General features: G+C 74.2%; 16 protein-coding genes. 9 read left to right on the top strand and 7 right to left on the bottom strand.

All coding sequences use genetic code 11. The features are described 5' to 3' along the window. Positions 1-18 precede the first annotated feature (18 nt). Genes ACWEQG_RS34405 through ACWEQG_RS34390 form a run of 4 tightly spaced genes read right to left on the bottom strand, consistent with a single transcriptional unit; the run spans position 19 to position 3,614 of the window. Positions 19-936, bottom strand: coding sequence for a 5-oxoprolinase subunit C family protein (locus tag ACWEQG_RS34405; protein ID WP_452291232.1), 918 nt, complete (start codon positions 934-936; stop codon positions 19-21). Between the two features lie 26 nt (positions 937-962). Next, positions 963-1,592, bottom strand: coding sequence for a 5-oxoprolinase subunit B family protein (locus tag ACWEQG_RS34400; RefSeq protein WP_452291231.1), 630 nt, complete (start codon positions 1,590-1,592; stop codon positions 963-965). Beyond that, complete coding sequence (locus ACWEQG_RS34395) at positions 1,589-2,371, bottom strand: LamB/YcsF family protein (RefSeq protein ID WP_452291229.1); 783 nt, start codon at positions 2,369-2,371, stop codon at positions 1,589-1,591. The genes ACWEQG_RS34400 and ACWEQG_RS34395 overlap by 4 nt, the downstream gene beginning before the upstream one ends. 1 nt (position 2,372) lies before the next feature. Next, complete coding sequence (locus tag ACWEQG_RS34390) at positions 2,373-3,614, bottom strand: NRAMP family divalent metal transporter (protein ID WP_452291227.1); 1,242 nt, start codon at positions 3,612-3,614, stop codon at positions 2,373-2,375. Between the two features lie 183 nt (positions 3,615-3,797). Here ACWEQG_RS34390 and ACWEQG_RS34385 point away from each other — a divergent pair, with 183 nt between their 5' ends. From ACWEQG_RS34385 to ACWEQG_RS34365, 5 genes are all read left to right on the top strand, one after another. Further along, positions 3,798-4,496 carry a GntR family transcriptional regulator gene (locus ACWEQG_RS34385; protein ID WP_452291225.1) on the top strand — a complete coding sequence of 233 codons (699 nt, stop codon included), beginning with the start codon at positions 3,798-3,800 and terminating at the stop codon, positions 4,494-4,496. Between the two features lie 104 nt (positions 4,497-4,600). Beyond that, entirely contained in the window at positions 4,601-5,842 is a 1,242-nt protein-coding gene (locus ACWEQG_RS34380) for a hypothetical protein (RefSeq protein WP_452291223.1), read from the top strand. Positions 5,843-5,965: 123 nt separating this feature from the next. Beyond that, the gene (locus ACWEQG_RS34375) at positions 5,966-6,232 is read left to right on the top strand and encodes a DUF6504 family protein (RefSeq protein ID WP_079314666.1); all 267 of its coding nucleotides are present in this window, start codon (positions 5,966-5,968) and stop codon (positions 6,230-6,232) included. Between the two features lie 79 nt (positions 6,233-6,311). Continuing rightward, on the top strand, positions 6,312-9,836 hold the full coding sequence (locus tag ACWEQG_RS34370) for a DNA polymerase III subunit alpha (protein ID WP_452291221.1): 3,525 nt from the start codon (positions 6,312-6,314) through the stop codon (positions 9,834-9,836). A gap of 1,033 nt (positions 9,837-10,869) precedes the next feature. After that, a complete protein-coding gene (locus tag ACWEQG_RS34365) occupies positions 10,870-11,346 on the top strand; it encodes a hypothetical protein (RefSeq protein WP_452291219.1) in 477 nt (158 codons plus the stop codon). Here ACWEQG_RS34365 and ACWEQG_RS34360 read toward each other — a convergent pair. Beyond that, on the bottom strand, positions 11,336-12,178 hold the full coding sequence (locus tag ACWEQG_RS34360) for a LysR family transcriptional regulator (protein WP_452291217.1): 843 nt from the start codon (positions 12,176-12,178) through the stop codon (positions 11,336-11,338). The genes ACWEQG_RS34365 and ACWEQG_RS34360 overlap by 11 nt on opposite strands. A gap of 76 nt (positions 12,179-12,254) precedes the next feature. On the opposite strand from ACWEQG_RS34360, the gene ACWEQG_RS34355 reads away from it, so the two are divergent. Further along, positions 12,255-12,965, top strand: a complete 711-nt coding sequence (locus ACWEQG_RS34355) for a CTP synthase C-terminal region-related (seleno)protein (protein ID WP_452291215.1) — start codon at positions 12,255-12,257, stop codon at positions 12,963-12,965. Here ACWEQG_RS34355 and ACWEQG_RS34350 read toward each other — a convergent pair. Further along, complete coding sequence (locus tag ACWEQG_RS34350) at positions 12,934-13,947, bottom strand: LLM class F420-dependent oxidoreductase (protein ID WP_452291213.1); 1,014 nt, start codon at positions 13,945-13,947, stop codon at positions 12,934-12,936. The two genes, ACWEQG_RS34355 and ACWEQG_RS34350, sit on opposite strands and share 32 nt — an antisense overlap. Before the next feature lie 20 nt (positions 13,948-13,967). After that, the gene (locus tag ACWEQG_RS34345; protein WP_452291211.1) at positions 13,968-14,681 is read right to left on the bottom strand and encodes a FadR/GntR family transcriptional regulator; all 714 of its coding nucleotides are present in this window, start codon (positions 14,679-14,681) and stop codon (positions 13,968-13,970) included. 88 nt (positions 14,682-14,769) lie between these two features. Between ACWEQG_RS34345 and ACWEQG_RS34340 the strand changes: the two genes are divergently transcribed. From ACWEQG_RS34340 to ACWEQG_RS34330, 3 genes are read left to right on the top strand one after another with little or no spacing between them, the layout of a single operon-like run. Beyond that, the gene (locus ACWEQG_RS34340) at positions 14,770-15,507 is read left to right on the top strand and encodes a (Fe-S)-binding protein (RefSeq protein ID WP_452291209.1); all 738 of its coding nucleotides are present in this window, start codon (positions 14,770-14,772) and stop codon (positions 15,505-15,507) included. After that, entirely contained in the window at positions 15,504-16,919 is a 1,416-nt protein-coding gene (locus ACWEQG_RS34335) for a lactate utilization protein B (protein WP_452291208.1), read from the top strand. Before ACWEQG_RS34340 ends, ACWEQG_RS34335 begins: the two co-directional genes overlap by 4 nt. Further along, complete coding sequence (locus ACWEQG_RS34330; RefSeq protein WP_452291206.1) at positions 16,916-17,527, top strand: LutC/YkgG family protein; 612 nt, start codon at positions 16,916-16,918, stop codon at positions 17,525-17,527. Before ACWEQG_RS34335 ends, ACWEQG_RS34330 begins: the two co-directional genes overlap by 4 nt. Positions 17,528-17,553 lie beyond the last annotated feature (26 nt).

Genomic DNA, 17,553 nt, shown 5'->3' with positions numbered 1-17,553 from the left:
GCGCGGGGTCGCGTTCCGTCAGGACCTCCTCGGGCCGGCAGGCCGGTGGTCGCCGGTCACGCGGAAACGGATGCGCTGCCCGGGGCGCGCCTGCGCCGCCCGGTCGACGTCGGCGTCGCGCACCACGGCTATGACGGGATATCCGCCGGTCACGGGGTGGTCGGCGAGGAAGAGCGTCGGCTGGCCGGACGGCGGCACCTGCAACGCGCCGGGGACCATGCCCTCGCTCGGCAGCTCTCCTGCGCGCGCGCGTTCCAGGCGAGGCCCGCGCAGCCGCATGCCGACCCGGTCGCTCTGCGCGGTGACCTCGTACGGCTCGGCGCACAGGGCCGCGAGCGCCCCGGGCTCGAACCAGTCGTGGCGCGGCCCCGGGATCACGTCCAGCGTGAGCACGCCGGACTCGGGCTCGGGCACCGGGGCGAGATCGGCCACGGGAAACCCCGCCGGCGCGGGCCCGACGGGCAGGACCGATCCGGGGACGGGACGTTCCGGGCCGACCCCCGAGAGCAGGTCGGTGGCCCGCGACCCCAGCACCTCCGGGACGTCGATCCCGCCGCGGACCGCGAGGTAGGTCCGCAGCCCGCGGGACGGCACGCCGAGCCGGAGCGTGGCGCCGTCCGGCAGGCGCTCGACCGACGCGTGCCCGATGCCGCGCGTGCGTCCTCCGGCGTCGGTGACGGTGGCGGGACAGGGCGCGCCGGCGAGCGTCACGAGCAGATCGCCGGTGGCGCGCACCTCCAGCCCGCCCAGCGTGATCTCCAGGCAGGCCGCGTCCTCGGGATTGGCCAGCAGGCGGTTGGCCAGCCGCAGCGCGCCGCGGTCCGCGGCGCCGGAACGCCCGACGCCGAGATGGCCGTGCCCGCGCCGCCCGAGGTCCTGCACGGTGGTGAGCGGGCCGGGAGCCAGCACCAGCAGCGCCCGCCGGGACCCGCTCACGGCCGCCCCGCTTACAGCCGCACCCGTCACGATGCCCCCGCTCGCGGCGACTCCGTGAACCGCACCCGGACCCCCGGGCGCAGCAGGGCGGGCGGGTCGGCCGCGATGTCCCACACCACGGTCTCGGTGCGCCCGATGAGCTGCCAGCCGCCCGGCGACTCGCGCGGGTAGACCCCGCTGAACTCCCCGGCGAGCCCCACGGCCCCGGCGGGCACGCGTACGCGCGACTCCGGCCGCCGCGGCACGGCCAGCCGGGGGTCGCCGCCGATCAGGTAGCCGAAGCCGGGGGCGAACCCGCAGAAGGCGACGGTCCAGGGTGTCCCGGTGTGCGCCGCCACGACCTCGCGTTCGGTGAGCCCGGTCAGCGCGGCCACGTCGCCGAGGTCGTCGCCGTCGTACACGACCGGGATCACCACCTCCTCTGCCGTCGTACGGCGGCCTCCCGCCGGCCGTACGGCCATGACGGCGGCCTCCACCGCGGCGTGGCGCGCCGGCGGCTCGAACCGGACGAGCACGGTCCGCGCCGCGGGGACGATGTCGACGACTCCCGGCGGGGTGTCGGCCGCGAGGGCGTCGTAGAGGGCGACGACCTCCTCGAGCCGGTCGAGCTCGACCAGGACCGCGTGCTCGCCGCAGCGGTGCAGCCGTGCGTTCACGGGCTCTCCCCGGCGAACGGCGCCAGGCCGATGCCGTGCGCCTTGAGCGCGTCGCGGACCTCCATGGCCATGGCGACGGCGCCGGGGCTGTCACCGTGCACGCAGATCGAGTCGGCCGTGACGGTGAGCGGCGTCCCGTCGATCGCCTCGATCGGCTCTCCCCTGGCCATGCGCACGCTGCGCTCGGCGACCCGGGCGGGGTCGTGCAGGACGGCGCCGGGCACACCGCGCGGCACCAGCGTGCCCTCGGGGGTGTAGGCGCGGTCGGCGAAGCATTCGGCGACCGTGGTGAGGCCGGCCCGGCCGGCCTGGCGCAGCCACGCCGAGCCGGGGAGACCGAGCACGGGCAGGCCGGGGTCGTAGGCCCGCACGGCCGCGACCACCGCGGCGGCCTGCGCCTCGTGGTGCACGATCGCGTTGTAGAGCGCGCCGTGCGGCTTGACGTACCTGACCTTGGCGCCCGCCACCCGGGCGAAGGCGTCCAGCGCCCCGATCTGGTAGATGACGTCGTCGGCGAGCTCGACGGGCGGCACGTCGATGAAGCGCCGCCCGAAGCCCGCCAGGTCGCGGTAGCCGACCTGGGCGCCGATCACCACGCCGCGCGCGGCCGCGGTCTCGCAGGTGCGCCGCATGATCACCGGATCGCCCGCGTGGAATCCGCAGGCGACGTTGGCGCTCGTGACGATCGACAGCAGCGCCTCGTCGTCGCCGAGCTTCCACTGGCCGAAGCCCTCGCCCAGGTCCGAGTTGAGGTCGATGCGCGTGGTTCGGTAGGACACGTCAGCTCCAGAGTGCGCTGATGCCGCTGAGAGAGTTCCAGCCGAGGTAGATGGTAAGCGCCCAGGCCAGCACGCCTACGGCGAGGAGCCAGGCCGGGTAGCGGTACCCGCCCAGGAGATCGCGGCGGCGCGCGGCGACCCAGAGGATCACCGCCAGGCCGACGGGCAGGATGAGGCCGTTGAGTGCTCCGGCGAGGATCAGGAGGTTGGCCGGAGCCTTGCCGAGGAGCAGAAAGACCGCGGTCGAGACCACGATGAAGGCCACCGTGATCCACGAGCGGTGGCGATCCGTGCGCGGCGAGAAGCTGGCGAGGAACGAGACCGACGTGTACGACGCGCCGATGACCGAGGTGATGGCCGCGGCCCACAGGACGACCCCGAACAGCCGCAGGCCCAGCTCGCCCGCCGCGCTCCGGAAGATGTCGGCGGCCGGGTTCGCCGCGTCCGGGGCAAGCCGGAAGCCCCCGGCGACCACGCCGAGCGCGGCGAGGAAGAGGATCACCCGCATGAGCCCGGTGACGAGGATGCCGGTGACCGAGCCGCGGGCGATGCGCCGGGCGTTCTGGGGGCCGGTCAGGCCCGCGTCGATGAGCCGGTGCGCCCCCGCGTAGGTGATGTACCCCCCGACCGTGCCGCCGATCAGCGTCGTGACGGCGAGGAAGTCGACCGCGTCCGGCAGGACGGTCTGCCGCAGGGCCTCGCCCACCGGCGGGTGGGAGACGATCGCCACGTACAGCGTCAGCGCCACCATCACGATCCCGAGGACGACGACGATCCGGTCGACGGCCACACCGGCTCTCCTGCTGAGGAAGACGCCGACGGCGATCAGGGCGGACAGCGCGCCGCCGATCTTGACGTCGATCCCCGCGAGGGCGTTGAGACCGAGCGCCGCGCCGCCGACGTTGCCGATGTTGAACACCAGGCCGCCGAAGGCCACCAGGCCGGCCAGGACGTAGCCGGAGCCGGGCAGCACCCGGTTGCCCAGTGTCTGGGCGCGCATCCCGGAGACCGCGATCACGCGCCAGACGTTCAGCTGGACGGCGATGTCGACGAGGATCGACGCGATGATCGCGAACGCGAACGCCGCCCCGAGGCGCGCGGTGAACGTCGTCGTCTGAGTGATGAAGCCGGGGCCGATGGCGCTGGTGGCCATGAGGAACATCGCGCCGAGCAGGGCCGCGCGCCGTCCTCCGCCCGTGGCTTCCGCGGGTGAGGCCGCCTGGGTGGTGGGGGGTGTGTCCATGGAGACTCCTTCGCTCGCCTCTGCGCCGAAGTTAGAGGATTGTTCAACGATCCGGCAATACTTTTGTGGTTGCTTCCGCGTTACACTCGTCCTGCCCGAGCCCGCGCCCCGGCCTCTCGCGCGGCCGGACCGGCGTGTCCGGCCTAAGCTGAGGTGATCTGGCGACCAAGAAGGGATCACGGAATGACGGCCATGGCTGACTGGGCGGCACGGTTGAGCGCGGCTCGGCCGCTGCTCGATCGGGCCAGCGCCGCCGAACTGGTCGCCGACGTCCTGCGGGAGAACGTGATCGACGGTTCCCTGCCGCCGGGCACCCGCCTGTCGGAGGAGACGATCGGCAACCTGCTCGGCGTCTCCCGCAACACCCTCCGGGAGGCGTTCAGACTGCTGTCGCACGAGAACCTGCTCGTGCACGAGCTGCACCGCGGCGTCTTCGTGCGCAAGCTCGCGGCGGCCGACGTGGCGGACATCTACGCGATGCGGCGCATCCTGGAGACGGCGGGCGTGCGCGCCGCCGCCGCGGCCCCGCCCGAAGCCGTACGGGAGGTGGGGCGCCATGTCGAGGAGGGCCGGACCGCCGCGGAGGCCGGCGACTGGGTAGCCGTCGGCACCGCCAACATGCGATTCCACCGGGCCATCGCCGCGCTGCTGTCCAGCCCGCGCGTGGACGAGAGCATGGCGCGCCTGCTCGCCGAGCTGCGGCTGGCCTTCCACGTCATGGGCGAGCTCAGGACCTTCCACGAGCCCTACCTGGAAGACAACGCGCGCATCGCCGCGCTGCTGGCAGAGGGTGACCACGAGCGGGCCGAGCGGGAGCTGCTCGCGTACTTCGACGCCGCGCAGGCCCAGCTGCTGGCCGCCTACGCGGAACACACCGGCTGAGCCCGCCGGGCTGGGCTCGCCGGGCTGGGCCCGCCGATCCGGGCCCGCCGATCCGGCTTGCGGTTTCGGCAGAACCGGATGACCGGCCGCCGCGTCCTACGGATATGCGGACGCGGATTCTCGGAGTGACGGCGGCGCTGGCCGCGGTGATCCTGCCGGCGGCATGCGCGTCGCCCACGCCCCGCGATCTCGAGACCTGGAACGAGTCCGACGCCGTGAGCGGCGAGCCCGCCGTGCGGGAGCGCCCGTCGCCCTCCTGCCTGACCGGGTCGCCGACGCCGGAGCCGGGCGGGGAGGACGGGCGGGCCGGAGCGTGGCGCGCGGCGTACTACGACTACCGCGACCGGCTCAGGGGCCTGGCCGTGACCCGCGAGGGGACCGTGTGGGCGGCAGGCACCCGGGTGCCCCGCGCCTGCGGGCCTGAGACGGGGACGCCGCTGCTGCTGCGCGGGGACGGCGGGCGGTGGCAGGAGGTCGCGGCCCCGCCGATGGTGCCCGAGCCGAGAGCCATGGCCGCGTCGTCCGACCGCGACGTGTGGCTGTTCGGCGGGGAGAACGCCGCGCGCTGGAACGGGCGGAGATGGACCGCGGCGCCCGGCCTGGGCGCCGACCTGAAACGGGTGCACGCGGCGGGCCCCGGCGACGTCTGGGCGATCGTGAAGGCGAACTTCCTGGACGGGGCCGGGGGAGCAGAGGGCGCCTGGAGCTCCTGGTCGGATCTGCGGCACTGGGACGGCGCCGCCTGGCGCAAGGCGCGGCCGCCGCTGGTCGCCAAGGACGTCGGCGGCCTGCCCGGCGGCGAGGTCTGGGCCGCCGGTTCCAGCCGCGGCCGGGCCGCCGTCGCCCGGTGGAACGGCTGGTCCTGGAGCATGGTCCCGCTGCCCGCGGTCCCGGTGCTGCACCGGAACCAGCTCTCCGAGCTCGTCGACCTCGCCGTGGACGAGTCGGGCCGGGTGGCGGCCGTCGGCTGGATCGCGTGGGTCTGCGGCGTCCAGGAGGAAGACGTGACCTACTGCGGCCGCACGCTGCTGCTGCGGCGGGAGAACGGGCGGTGGAGTCACAGCCTGCCGTCCGAGCCCGGGCTCGACCCGCACGTGCGGCTGGAGGCCGACGGCCGGGGCGGGTTCTGGCTGTTCTACTCCAAAACCGAGTGGAACACGGCGGTCGGTCACCTGTCGGGCGGCAAATGGACGTACGGGACGTTTCCGGCCGGGCCGCTCGGGCACACCCGGGTGGCGGCCGTCGTGAGGCAGCCGGGGGCGGCCCGCGTCTGGGCGGTGGCGGCCGACGACACCGAGCGCGAGGAGCCGCCCTACCAGGGCAGCGGCGTCTGGCTCGCCGACTGAACACGCGGCCCGCCGACTTGCGTTCACCCTCCTGGGAACGTATGTTCGAAGTAGCGGCGATTCTGCCCGAATCATCCGCCCGTCTTCCCCCGGGTGGCCAGAAAGCCACAGGGAGAAGGAGTCTTGAGCAGACTTTACGGCGATCCGATCGAGGTGTGGGTCCGGGACGGGCACCCTGCTCAGTTCGTCTGGCGTGACCGGCTCTACACCGTCCGCGAGATCCAGGACCACTGGGTGGTCGCCAGGGAATGGTGGAAGACCTCGGACGCCGATCCCGGCGAGCGGCGCTTCTGGCGACTGGGGGCCGCGGCCGGCAAGGAGGTCGGGACCTATGAACTGCGCTTCGACACCGCCAGCGGCGGATGGCTCCTGCTGAGGGCCTGGGACTGATGGGAACGCTCCAGCCACCCACGACGACCGGGGGACGGGCCGCTGGAGGACGGACCGGGGGACGGACGGGGGCGCGCCGGTGACGCACGCCTTCGCCCACCTGCACGTGGCGTCCGCCTTCTCGCTGCGGTACGGCACCGCGTTCCCCGCCGCCCTCGTCCGGCGGGCCGCCGAGCACGGCATGGACACGCTGGCGCTGACCGACCGCGACGGCCTCTACGGCGCGATCAAGCACGTCATCGCGTGCCACGAGCGGGGTGTCCGCCCGGTCGCCGGCGTGGATCTGGCCCTCGGTCCGGACTCCACGCCGGACGACCTGTTCGGCGGCGGTCTTCCGCCGTCCGGCCGCCGTACGGCGCGGAGGAGGCCGGCGGCCGAGCCCGCGCGGGTCGTCGTGCTCGCGCGCTCGCACGGCTGGGCCGCGCTGTGCCACCTGGTCACCGCCGCCCACCACGCGGGGGAACGCGGCGAGCCGCACGTCACGCCGGGGATGGTGGCCGAGCACGCGACCGGCCCGGACGGGGAGCCGCGGCTGACCGTGCTGCTCGGGCCCCGCTCCGGGGTCGGCCGCGCGGTGGCCGAACGGCGCGACGACCAGGCCCGCGCCCTGCTGGCCGCCTGGCGCGCGGTCGTCCCCGACCTGGTCGTCGAGGTGTCCGACCTGTACGGCTACCGCGACGCGAACACCGCCGCGCGCATGATCGGGCTGGCCGACTCGATGGGCGTGCCGGTCGTGCTGACCAACGCGGTCCGCTACCTGGACGCCGCCGACCACCAGGTCGGCAACGTGCTCGACGCGGCGCGCAAGCTGGTGCCCCTCGACGGGCGGCATCTGGACGACCCCACGGCCCACGCGTACCTGAAGGACGGCGCCGAGATGACGCGGGTGGCCGCGCGGATCTGCGGCGGCGATCCCGGCCGGGCCGGGCGGCTACTCGCCGAGACGCGCCGCGTGGCCGACCGGTGCGTGCTCGACCCCGTAGAGATCGTGCCGCTGCTCGAACCCGAGCGGCCCCGGCTCCACCTGCCGGAGGTCGGCGAGGACCCGGTGCCCCTGCTGCGGAACCGCTGCGAGGAGGGGCTGGCCCGGCGGGGGCTGGAGCGTTCGGCCGAGGCCCGCGACCGGCTCGCCGCCGAGCTAGGCGTGATCGAGAAGAAGCGGCTGTCGGGCTACTTCACCTCCGTCGCCGGCATTACGGACATGATCCGGGCGATGGGCGTGCGGTGCGCGATCCGCGGCTCGGGGGCGGGCAGCCTGGTCAACTACCTGATCGGCATCGGCGAGGTGAACCCGCTCGAACACGGCCTGCTGATGGAGCGCTTCCTGTCGGAGGGCCGCAAGGGCCTGCCCGACATCGACATCGACGTGGAGTCGGCCCGCCGCCTCGACTGCTACCGCGCGATCCTCGGCCGGTACGGCGAGGACCGGGTGGCCTGCGTGTCGATGATGGAGACCTACCGCGCCCGCAGCGCGATCAGGGACGTCGGCGCCGCGATGGGCCTGCCGCCGCACGAGATCGACGTCATCGCCAAGGCGTTCCCGCAGGTGCGGGCCAGGCAGATCAGGGCCGCGCTGTCCGACCTGCCGGAGCTGCGCGACAGCGGGCTGAACGACCGGTCGCTGGAGACCGTGTTCCGCCTGGCCGAGCGGCTCGACGGGCTGCCCCGGCACATCGCGCTGCACCCCTGCGGCGTGCTGATCGGCAACTCCACGCTGCGCGACCGCACGCCGGTCGAGCGCAGCCTGCTGGAGTTCCCGATGTCGCAGTTCGACAAGGACGACGTCGAGGAGGCGGGCCTGCTCAAGCTCGACGTGCTCGGGGTGCGCATGCAGTCGGCGCTCGCCTACGCCCTGCAGGAGGTCGAACGGGTCGAGAACCGGAAGATCGACCTGGACGCCGTGCCACGCGACGACACCGAAACCTACGACATGATCCGCCTCAGCCGCACGATCGGCTGCTTCCAGATCGAGTCGCCGGGACAGCGCGAGCTGGTCGCCAAGCTGGAGCCGCGGACGATGCACGACCTGATCGTGGACATCTCGCTGTTCCGCCCGGGACCGGTCAACTCCGACATGGTCACGCCCTACCTGGAGACCAGGCACGGCTTCCGCGAGCCGCGCTACCCGCACGAGTCGCTGCGCGAGGCGCTCACGGAGACCAACGGGGTGGTCGTCTTCCACGAGCAGGTCATGAAGGTCATCGACGTCATGACCGGGTCGGGGCTGTCGGAGGCCGACCGGGCCCGCCGCGCCCTCGGGACGCCGGAGGGCCGTGCCGCCGTACGCGCCTGGTTCGTGCCGCTCGCCAGGGAGAACGGCTACGCGCCCGACGTCGTCGAACGGGCGTGGAAGGTGCTCGACGCGTTCGGCGGGTTCGGGTTCTGCAAGGCCCACGCGGCGGCGTTCGCGCTGCCCACCTATCAGTCGGCCTGGCTGAAGCGGCACCACACCGCCGCGTTCCTCGCGGGTGTGCTCACCCATGACCCCGGCATGTACCCCAGCCGGGTCATCCTCGACGAGGCCCGCCAGTGCGGGGTGGACGTCCTGCCCCTCGACGTCAACCGTTCGGGGAAGACCTGGCTGGTGGAGCGTACGGGACCGGCGGAGGAGAGCCCCGGCGGGTACGGCCGCGGGTACGGCCTGCGGGTGCCGTTCTCGGCCGTCCGGGGGGTGAGCGAGGCCGAGGTGGACCGCATGGTCGCCGGCCGGCCGTACACCTCGCTGGCCGACTTCTGGGAGCGGGCCCGGCCCTCGCGTCCGGTCGCCGAGCGGATCGTGGAGGTCGGCGGGTTCGACGCGCTGCACGGCCTGCGGCCGGGGGAGCCGCGCTGGCGGCCCGGACGGCTGACCAGGCGCGACCTGGTCGCCCAGGTCCGCGCGCTCGACCGCGGCTCTCCCGGGGGCGCGGAGGGACAGCTCCCGATGGGGTTCACCGAACATGTCACGCCCGGAGAGCTGCCGGAGATGACCGAGGCCGAGGCCGTCGAGGCCGAGCTGGAGATCCTCGGCATGGACGTGAGCCGCCATGTCATGGACTTCTACCGCGACCTGCTCGACGCGCTCGGCGTGACGCGGGCCAGGGATCTGCTCCGGCAGCGCAACGGCGCGGAGGTCCTGGTCGCGGGGGTCAAGGTCGCCACCCAGACGCCCGCCGTGCGGTCGGGGCAGCGGGTGATCTTCACTACCGTCGACGACTCCACCGGCCCGATCGACCTGACGTTCTTCGAGTCGGTGCAGGCGCACACGGCCGCGACCGTGTTCGGGTCGTGGCTGCTGGCGGCCAGGGGGGTGGTGCGGCGCACCGGAGGCCGGGCGGTCTCGCTGCGCGCCGTGAACTGCTGGAACCTCGCCGACCTCGACCGGGTGTGGCGCACCGAAGGGCTCGACGCCGTACGCGCCGTGATCAACGAGGTGCCCGCGCCCGGCGCCGGGGTGGGCGGACGGCCCATCGAGTACGGCAACGGCTTCCGGGTGTCGCCCTACTCCGACAACGGCGCTCCGCCGGCCGTGCGGGAGGGGCGGTTCCTCGGCCACTCGGGGGAGCCCCAGCGGCGGCTCTGGCACGCCAGCTCCGGCAGCTCGGGGCCGTCGCCCGGCCGGTGATCCTCCCCGCCGTCCGCGCGCCCGGCCCGTGCCGCACGAGCGGCCGGCGCCGCCGCGACGGGCCTGCCGGACGGCCGTTCGGCCTGGTCGAGTGCCTGGTCGAGAGCATGGTCGTGGGCAGGGGTGCCGGCGGAGCTGAGGTGGACCTGCGGCCGGATCGCGGGCCGCGCCGGGCGCCCGTGCCCCGCACCCGTGTGCCGGGCGGTGACCTCGCGGACGGCCGAGGCGCACAGGAGCGCCGCGACGGCGGCCGCGGCGGCCTGCGGCGTGCCGAGGCCGGTCAGCCCCTCCCGCGCCGGGCCGGCGAACACCAGCCCGAGCGCCGCAAGCCAGCTCACCCCCCAGCAGGCGAGGAGCACCAGCCATCGGGTGCGCTCCGCGGGCCCGGCGGCGCCGCCCGCGGTCCCCGAGCCGTTCGCCCGCCGCGTACGGCCCGCCGGGCGGCCGCGGGGTTTCGCGGGGGCCTCACGCCAGGCGAGGTCCGTCAGGAACAGCGGGACCACCAGGTTCACCCCGGGCACGAGGCACGCCGCCGCGAGCGCGACGGGCGGCGTGGCCGGGCGCACCTGCCGCAGCCAGGACAAATAGGCGAGCGCGGCGGTCACGGTGGCGGTGAGGAGCGCGAGGACCAGCACGGCGAACGTCGTCGCCGCGCCGCTGACGGCCCGTGCGGCCGGAGAGGCGGGATCTCCGCCGAAGGCCGCGATCTGCGAGGCCAGCCGGTTGCCCCGGGACTCCTCGAACACGGCCAGCGCGGCCACCGAGACGACCTGGGCGGCGAGGGCCGCGTACACGCCGGCCGCCGCCCGGCTCACCGCTGACGACGTGGACCGCATGTGTTCTCCCCCCGCGCCGGGTGTGTGACCTGCCTCACTCTTATCCCGTCCGCGCCGCCGCTAATCCGATCTTCGTACGCCCGTGGAAAAGGGCCTCACCCGACCTTCGCGGCGTGCCGCCGGGACGTTTCGGCGGGCGTCGAAACAGCCTGGCCCTAGCCTGCGCGCAGACCCGTTCACACCCCTGGAGGCCGCACATGACGGACGCCCCGCTGACCGACGACCGCGTGCCCGCGCTGGTCGTGACCGGGATGATCGACCACGTTCTCCGCCTGGCGGAGACCTGGACCGCCTGGGACGGCCGTCCGGTGCCCTCGGGCGACCGGATCTACACCCCGCACAAGGCGATCCGCCGGGTGGCCGACCACCTCGTGGACCACCTGGCGGAGGTCGAGGACCGGCTGGCCGGTCGCGTGCCCCTGCCCGACCATTGGCACGCGTCGATGATCACTACCGCGGCCGACCTCGCCCCGTTCACCGGGCAGGACCTCGACGAGGCCCGCAGCAGGCTCACCCGCCTCGCCAGGATCTGGACGGCCCGCCTGGAGGCGCTGACCCCGGACCAGCTCGACCACTCGCCCGGCGAGGGCTGGACGCTCCGCCAGATCGCCTTCCACCTCGGCGAATCGGTCTACTACGCGGACGCCGTGGGCGATCTGTCGCTCACGAGGTGAGCGCGCGGACGACCCCGGCGGCGGGGCCGGGCGGCAGGGCCGCGTGCACCAGCTCGACCCGGTGCACGATCCGCGGCGCGACCAGCGGCACCCGCACCCCGCACGGCGCGGCGGACGCGGGCAGCAGAGTCAGGCCGTGCCCGGCCGCGGCCAGGCGCGCCGCGACCGCCGGGTCGTGGCCCTCGTAGCGGATGCCGGGTCGCAGCCCGTCGAGCCCCGCCACGGCGCGCAGCCGGTCGAGCGGCATCACCTCCGCGGCGTCGACCCAGACGGCGTCCGCCAGGTCGTCCAGCCGCACACCGGCGCGGCCCGCCAGCGGATGCCCCTCCGGCAGCACGACGACGAGCTTCTCCTCCCGCACGCCTACGGTGGTGAGCGGCCCCGCCTCGGGAAGAGTCAGCGGGTCGGAGGGCGCCGCCGGGCCGTCGACGAGCGCGAGATCGGCCTCGCCCGAGGCCACCAGCGCCACGGCCGCCGCCGCGCCCGCGACGCGCACCGTCGTCACCCCGGCCAGCGCCGCCGCCGTGCCCGCCGTGAGGGTGAGCGGGCCGGCGGCGACGGTCAGCGTCCGCGGTTCGGCGGACAGCCGTGCCACGTCCGCCCGCGCGGCCCGCAGCCGCAGCAGCAGCGGCCCGGCGTGCTCCAGCAGGCGTTCGCCCGCCCGGGTCGGCCGTACGGGGCGGCGGCCGAGCAGCGGCACCCCGAGGTCGGCCTCCAGCGCGGCGATCTGCTGGGACACCGCGGGCTGGGTGTAGCCGAGCCGGTCGGCCGCCGCCGAGAACGACCCTTCGGCGACCACGGTCACGAACGTGCGCAGCAGATGAGGATCCATGGGCATCAGCATCTCTTATGGGAACCCTATGAATCATCATTTGTCATTAAGTTCGCACGTCGCCAGCATGGACGCCATGAGACCCCGCATCGCGCTGGTCGGCGACCGGTCGCCCACCGTCCGCTCCCACACCCGCATCCCACTCATCCTCGGCGCGCTGCGCGAGCGCGAGGGGCTGGACCTCGACGCCTACTGGATCAGGACCGACGAGGTCGCCGGCCTCGGCGGGTTCGACGGCGTCTGGATCCTGCCCGGCAGCCCGTACCGCAGCGAGCAGGGGGCGATCACGGCCGCCCGGACCGCGCGCGAGCACGCGATCCCGCTGCTCGGCACCTGTGCCGGCTTCCAGCACGCGCTGCTGGAGTACGCCCGTCACGTATGCGGGCTGACCGTCAGCCATGCCGAAAACGACCCCGATGCCCCGAACCCGCTGATCAGGCAGCTGTCCTGCTCCCTCGCCGGACACGAGGCGGCCGTGCGGCTCACCCCCGGCTCGCTCGCCGAGCGCGTCGTCGGCGCGGACCGCACCGTGGAGCGCTACTTCTGCTCCTACGGCCCCGACCCCGCCTACCTGGAGACCCTGGAGGCCCACGGCCTGCGCTTCACCGGGCACGACGACGAGGGCGAGGCGCGGGTGGCCGAGCTGCCCGGTCACCCCTTCTATCTGGTCACGCTGTTCCAGCCCGAGCTGGCCGAACGGCAGCCGCACCCGCTGGTCCGGGCCTTCGCCGCCGCTGCCGCCGACCGGGCGGCGCTCAGCCGAGAACCAGATCCCGTACGGCTCTGAGTGTGGGCTCGTCGCGGGGGCCCATGACGAGCAGCGTGGTGACCGGGCTGCGGCGCCACAGCTCCAGCCGCTCCCGGATGCGGCCGAGCGGGCCGAGGAGCGCGATGCCGTCGGCCAGCTCGTCGGGGATGGCGGCGAACGCCTCGTCACGCCGGCCGGCCAGGTACAGCTCCTGGATGCGGCCGGCCTGCTCGGCGTAGCCCATCCTGCCGATGATGTCGGCGTGGAAGTTGCGGGTCTTCGCCCCCATGCCGCCGATGTAGAGGGTCAGCATCATCTTCACGCCGTCGAGCGCGGCCCGCAGGTCGCCGGTCACGACCACCATGACCATGGCGGCGATGTCGAACCCCGGTTTCGCGCCGGCCAGCGCGTCGCCGTACATCGCCTCGATCTTCTCGGGGAAGGCGAACAGCGGCAGCCAGCCCTGCCCGATCTCGGCCGCGAGCGCGACGTTCTTCGGGCCCTCGGCCCCCAGGTAGACCGGGATGTCGGGGCGGAGCGGATGGGTGATCAGCTTGAGCGGCTTGCCGAGGCCGCCGGGCAGCGGCAGCGGATAGTGCGGGCCGGGGCTGGTCACCGGCTCCTCCCGCCGCCACACCTTCCGCATGATCTCGACGTACTCGCGGGTGCGGGCGAGCGGCGCGGCGAACGGCCGGCCGTACCAGCCCTCCACGACCTGCGGGCCCGAGGCGCCGACGCCGAGCAGCAGCCGCCCGCCGGTGAGGTGGTCGAGCGTCATCGCGGTCATCGCCGTGGTCACCGGGGGACGGGCGGACAGCTGGGCCACGCTGGTGCCGAGCTTGATCCGGCTGGTCCTGGCGCCGTACCAGGCCAGGGGGGTGAACGCGTCGCTGCCGTACGCCTCGGCGGTCCACACCGACTCGTAGCCGAGGCGCTCGGCGGCCAGCACCACCTCGGTCGCGTCGTCGGCGCTCCGCTGCCAGTACCCGAGGTTCAGCCCGAGTCTCAGATCATCGGCCACACGCGTGATTAGAACACGTTCTATGAATCCGGGCCAGACTCCGGATAGGCGCGGGCGAGGTGCCCGGCGACCGCGGCCGCCGCCGCGGCGGCGTCGCCGTCCTCGATCGCCCGGTGGATGCGCCGGTGGTCGTCCTGAAGCCCGCCGGTGTCGCCGAGCCGTACGACGGCGTCCACGGCGTAGCGGCGCACGGCGTCGCGCAGCGCCCGCATGACCGCCACGATCAGCCGGTTGCCCGACGCCTCGGCGAGGGCCAGGTGGAACGCGATGTCGTGCTCGACGAACTCGGCGGGGTCGCGGGCCGCGTCCATGGCCGCGATCGCCTCCGCCATCCGCGCCGTCGCGGTTCCCGCCGGAACCGCCGCCGCCCGGGCCGCGGCCCACTGCTCGATCATCAGCCGGGTGTCGATCACCTCGCGCATCGAGAGCGTGGCGAGGCCGAGATGCAGCCGGAGGAGGTCGGTGAGCGCGCTTCCCGGGCGGGAGGTGAGCACCGCCCCGGCGTCCGGGCCCCGGCCCGCCTGCGGCGTGACCACGCCGAGGGTCTCCAGCACGCGCAGCGCCTCGCGGACCGACGACCGCCCGACGCCGAGCTGCTCGGCGAGCTGGCGTTCGCCCGGCAGCCGGTCGCCGACGGTCAGGCCGTCGGCCGCGATGCGCTCCTCGATCCGGGCCAGCACCTCCTCGAAGGCGCGCGGGCGGGCGTCCGTACGCCGGCGTTCTCCGGTGGTCACCGCGGCTCCTCACTCGGGTGTCGCCGGGGGCGAACCAGGATGTATGGTCTGACCATATTTGGTCTGACCATACACGCCGGGAGGGCATGTGCGGGTAGCCCTGTTCGTCACCTGCGTCAACGACACGCTCTTCCCGGACACCGGACGGGCGGTCGTGCGCCTGCTGCGCCGTCTCGGCGTGGAGGCCGACTTCCCCCGCGCCCAGACCTGCTGCGGGCAGATGCACGCCAACACCGGCTACCGGGACGAGGCCGTACGGCTGGCCCGGCGCAGTGTGGCGGCGCTGCGCGGCTACGACGCCGTCGTCGTCCCCTCGGGCTCGTGCGCCGCCATGATCCGCGAGCAGTACCCGAAGCTGGCCGGGTCGTCCGGTCCTTTCGCCGACGCGGCGGCGCGGGTCGTGCCCAGGACCTACGAGCTGACCGAGTTCCTGGTCGACGTGCTGGGGGTGACCGACGTGGGGGCGTACTTCCCGCACCGGGTCACCTACCACCCGACGTGCCACTCGCTGCGCGGCATCCACCTGGGCGACCGCCCGCTGACGCTGTTACGCCAGGTCAAGGGGCTGGAACTGGTGCCACTGGCGGGCGCCGAGGAGTGCTGCGGCTTCGGCGGCACCTTCGCGCTCAAGAACGCCGACGTGTCGGCGGCGATGTGCGCCGACAAGGTGCGCGCCGTCCTCGACACCGGCGCCGAGGTGCTGTGCGCGGCCGACAACTCCTGCCTGATGCACATCGGCGGCATGCTCGGCCGGCAGAAGGCGGGCGTACGCGTGATGCACCTGGCCGAGATCCTCTGCGCGACCGAGACGGCGGGGGTCCGATGAGCGTCACCTTCCTCGGCATGCCGGCGGACCGCCCCTTCCCCCGCAACGCCGCGAGAGCCGTACGGGACTCGCAGCTGCGGTTCAACCTGCGCAAGGCGACCAGGACCATCAGGGCCAGGCGGGCGAGCGTCGTGGCGGAGGCGCCCGACTGGGCCGAGCTGCGCGAGGCCGGCCGGGCGATCAAGGAGCACACGCTCCGCAACCTCGACCGATACCTGATCCAGCTGGAGGAGGCCGTCACGGCGGCCGGAGGCCAGGTGCACTGGGCCGCCGACGCGGCGGAGGCCAACCGGATCGTCGCCGACCTGGTGAAGGCCACGGGCGAGACGGAGGTCGTCAAGGTCAAGTCGATGGCCACCCAGGAGATCGGCCTCAACGAGGCGCTGCTGGAGCGGGGCATCACCGCCTACGAGACCGACCTCGCCGAGCTGATCGTGCAGCTGGGCGACGACCGGCCCTCGCACATCCTCGTCCCGGCGATCCACCGCAACCGCGCGGAGATCCGGGAGATCTTCGCCGAGCACATGTCCGGCTGGGGCCGCCCCGCCCCGGAGGACCTGACCGACGACCCCGCCGCGCTGGCCGAGGCGGCCCGGCTCCACCTGCGCGAGCGCTTCCTGAGGACGAAGGTGGCGATCTCCGGGGCCAACTTCGCGATCGCCGAGACCGGCACCCTGGTCGTGCTGGAGTCCGAGGGCAACGGCCGCATGTGCCTCACGCTGCCGCGCACGCTGATCAGCGTGGTCGGCATCGAGAAGGTGCTGCCGGCCTGGCGCGACCTGGAGGTCTTCCTCCAGCTCCTGCCGCGCAGCTCCACCGGGGAGCGGATGAACCCCTACACCTCGACGTGGACAGGCGCCGCCGAGGGCCAGGAGTTCCACCTCGTGCTGCTCGACAACGGCCGCACCCGCGTCCTCGCCGACGAGGTGGGACGGCAGGCGCTGCGCTGCATCCGCTGCTCGGCCTGCCTCAACGTCTGCCCCGTGTACGAACGGACCGGCGGCCACGCGTACGGCTCGGTCTATCCCGGGCCGATCGGGGCCATCCTGACGCCGCAGCTGCGCGGCATGGGCTCGGAGCTGGACCGCTCGCTGCCCTACGCCTCCTCGCTGTGCGGAGCCTGTTACGAGGTCTGCCCGGTGGCCATCGACATCCCGTCCGTACTGGTGGACCTGCGTTCCCGGGCCCGCCACCCCTGGCCGGAGCGCGCCGGGATGGCGGCGGCCGGATGGGTGTTCGAGCGTTCGGGACGGCTGGCGCGTCTGCAGCGGGCGGGGGGACGGCTGCGCCGGCTCGTGCCCCGCAGACTGCCGGGGCCGCTCGGCGGCTGGACCGACACCAGGGACCTCCCGGAGGTGCCCCGCGAGTCGTTCCGCGAATGGTGGGACCGTACGGACGGAGGACGCCGATGAGCTCCCGCGACCTGATCCTCGCCCGGGTCCGCCGCGCGCTGGAGGGCGTGCCCGACGCCGGGATCACCCGCGCCTACCGCGGGCCGTCCCCGGCCCCGGGCGAGATCCGCCTGTTCGAGGAGCGGATCCGCGACTACCGCGCCCTGGTCCACGTGGTGGACGAGGCGGGCGCGGCCGGGCGCGTCGCGCGGTCCCTCGCCGGGCGCGGGGCGCGCCGGGTCGTCGTGCCCGGCGGGTTCCCCCCACGGTGGTCGCCCGCCGAAGGTGTGGAAGCGGTCGCCGACGACCCGCCGCTGAGCGCCGCCGACCTCGACGCGGTGGACGGTGTGCTCACGACCTGCGCGGTCGCGATCGCCGAGACCGGCACGATCGTCCTCGACACCGGGCCGGGCCAGGGCCGGCGGGCGCTCACGCTGGTGCCCGATTATCACCTGTGCGTGGTGCGCGCCGCGCAGATCGTCGCGGCGGTGCCGGACGCCGTCGCCCGGCTCGACCCCGCGCGGCCCCAGACCTGGATCAGCGGTCCCTCGGCGACCAGCGACATCGAGCTGAACCGGGTCGAGGGCGTCCACGGCCCCCGCACGCTCGAAGTGCTGATCGTGACCTGAGATTCGCCCGGACCAGAAGCCCGGAT

The organism is Microbispora sp. NPDC004025 (assembly GCF_053604425.1).
The sequence above is the reverse complement of the archived record's forward strand: the minus strand, read 5'-3'. Positions and strand labels throughout refer to the sequence as shown.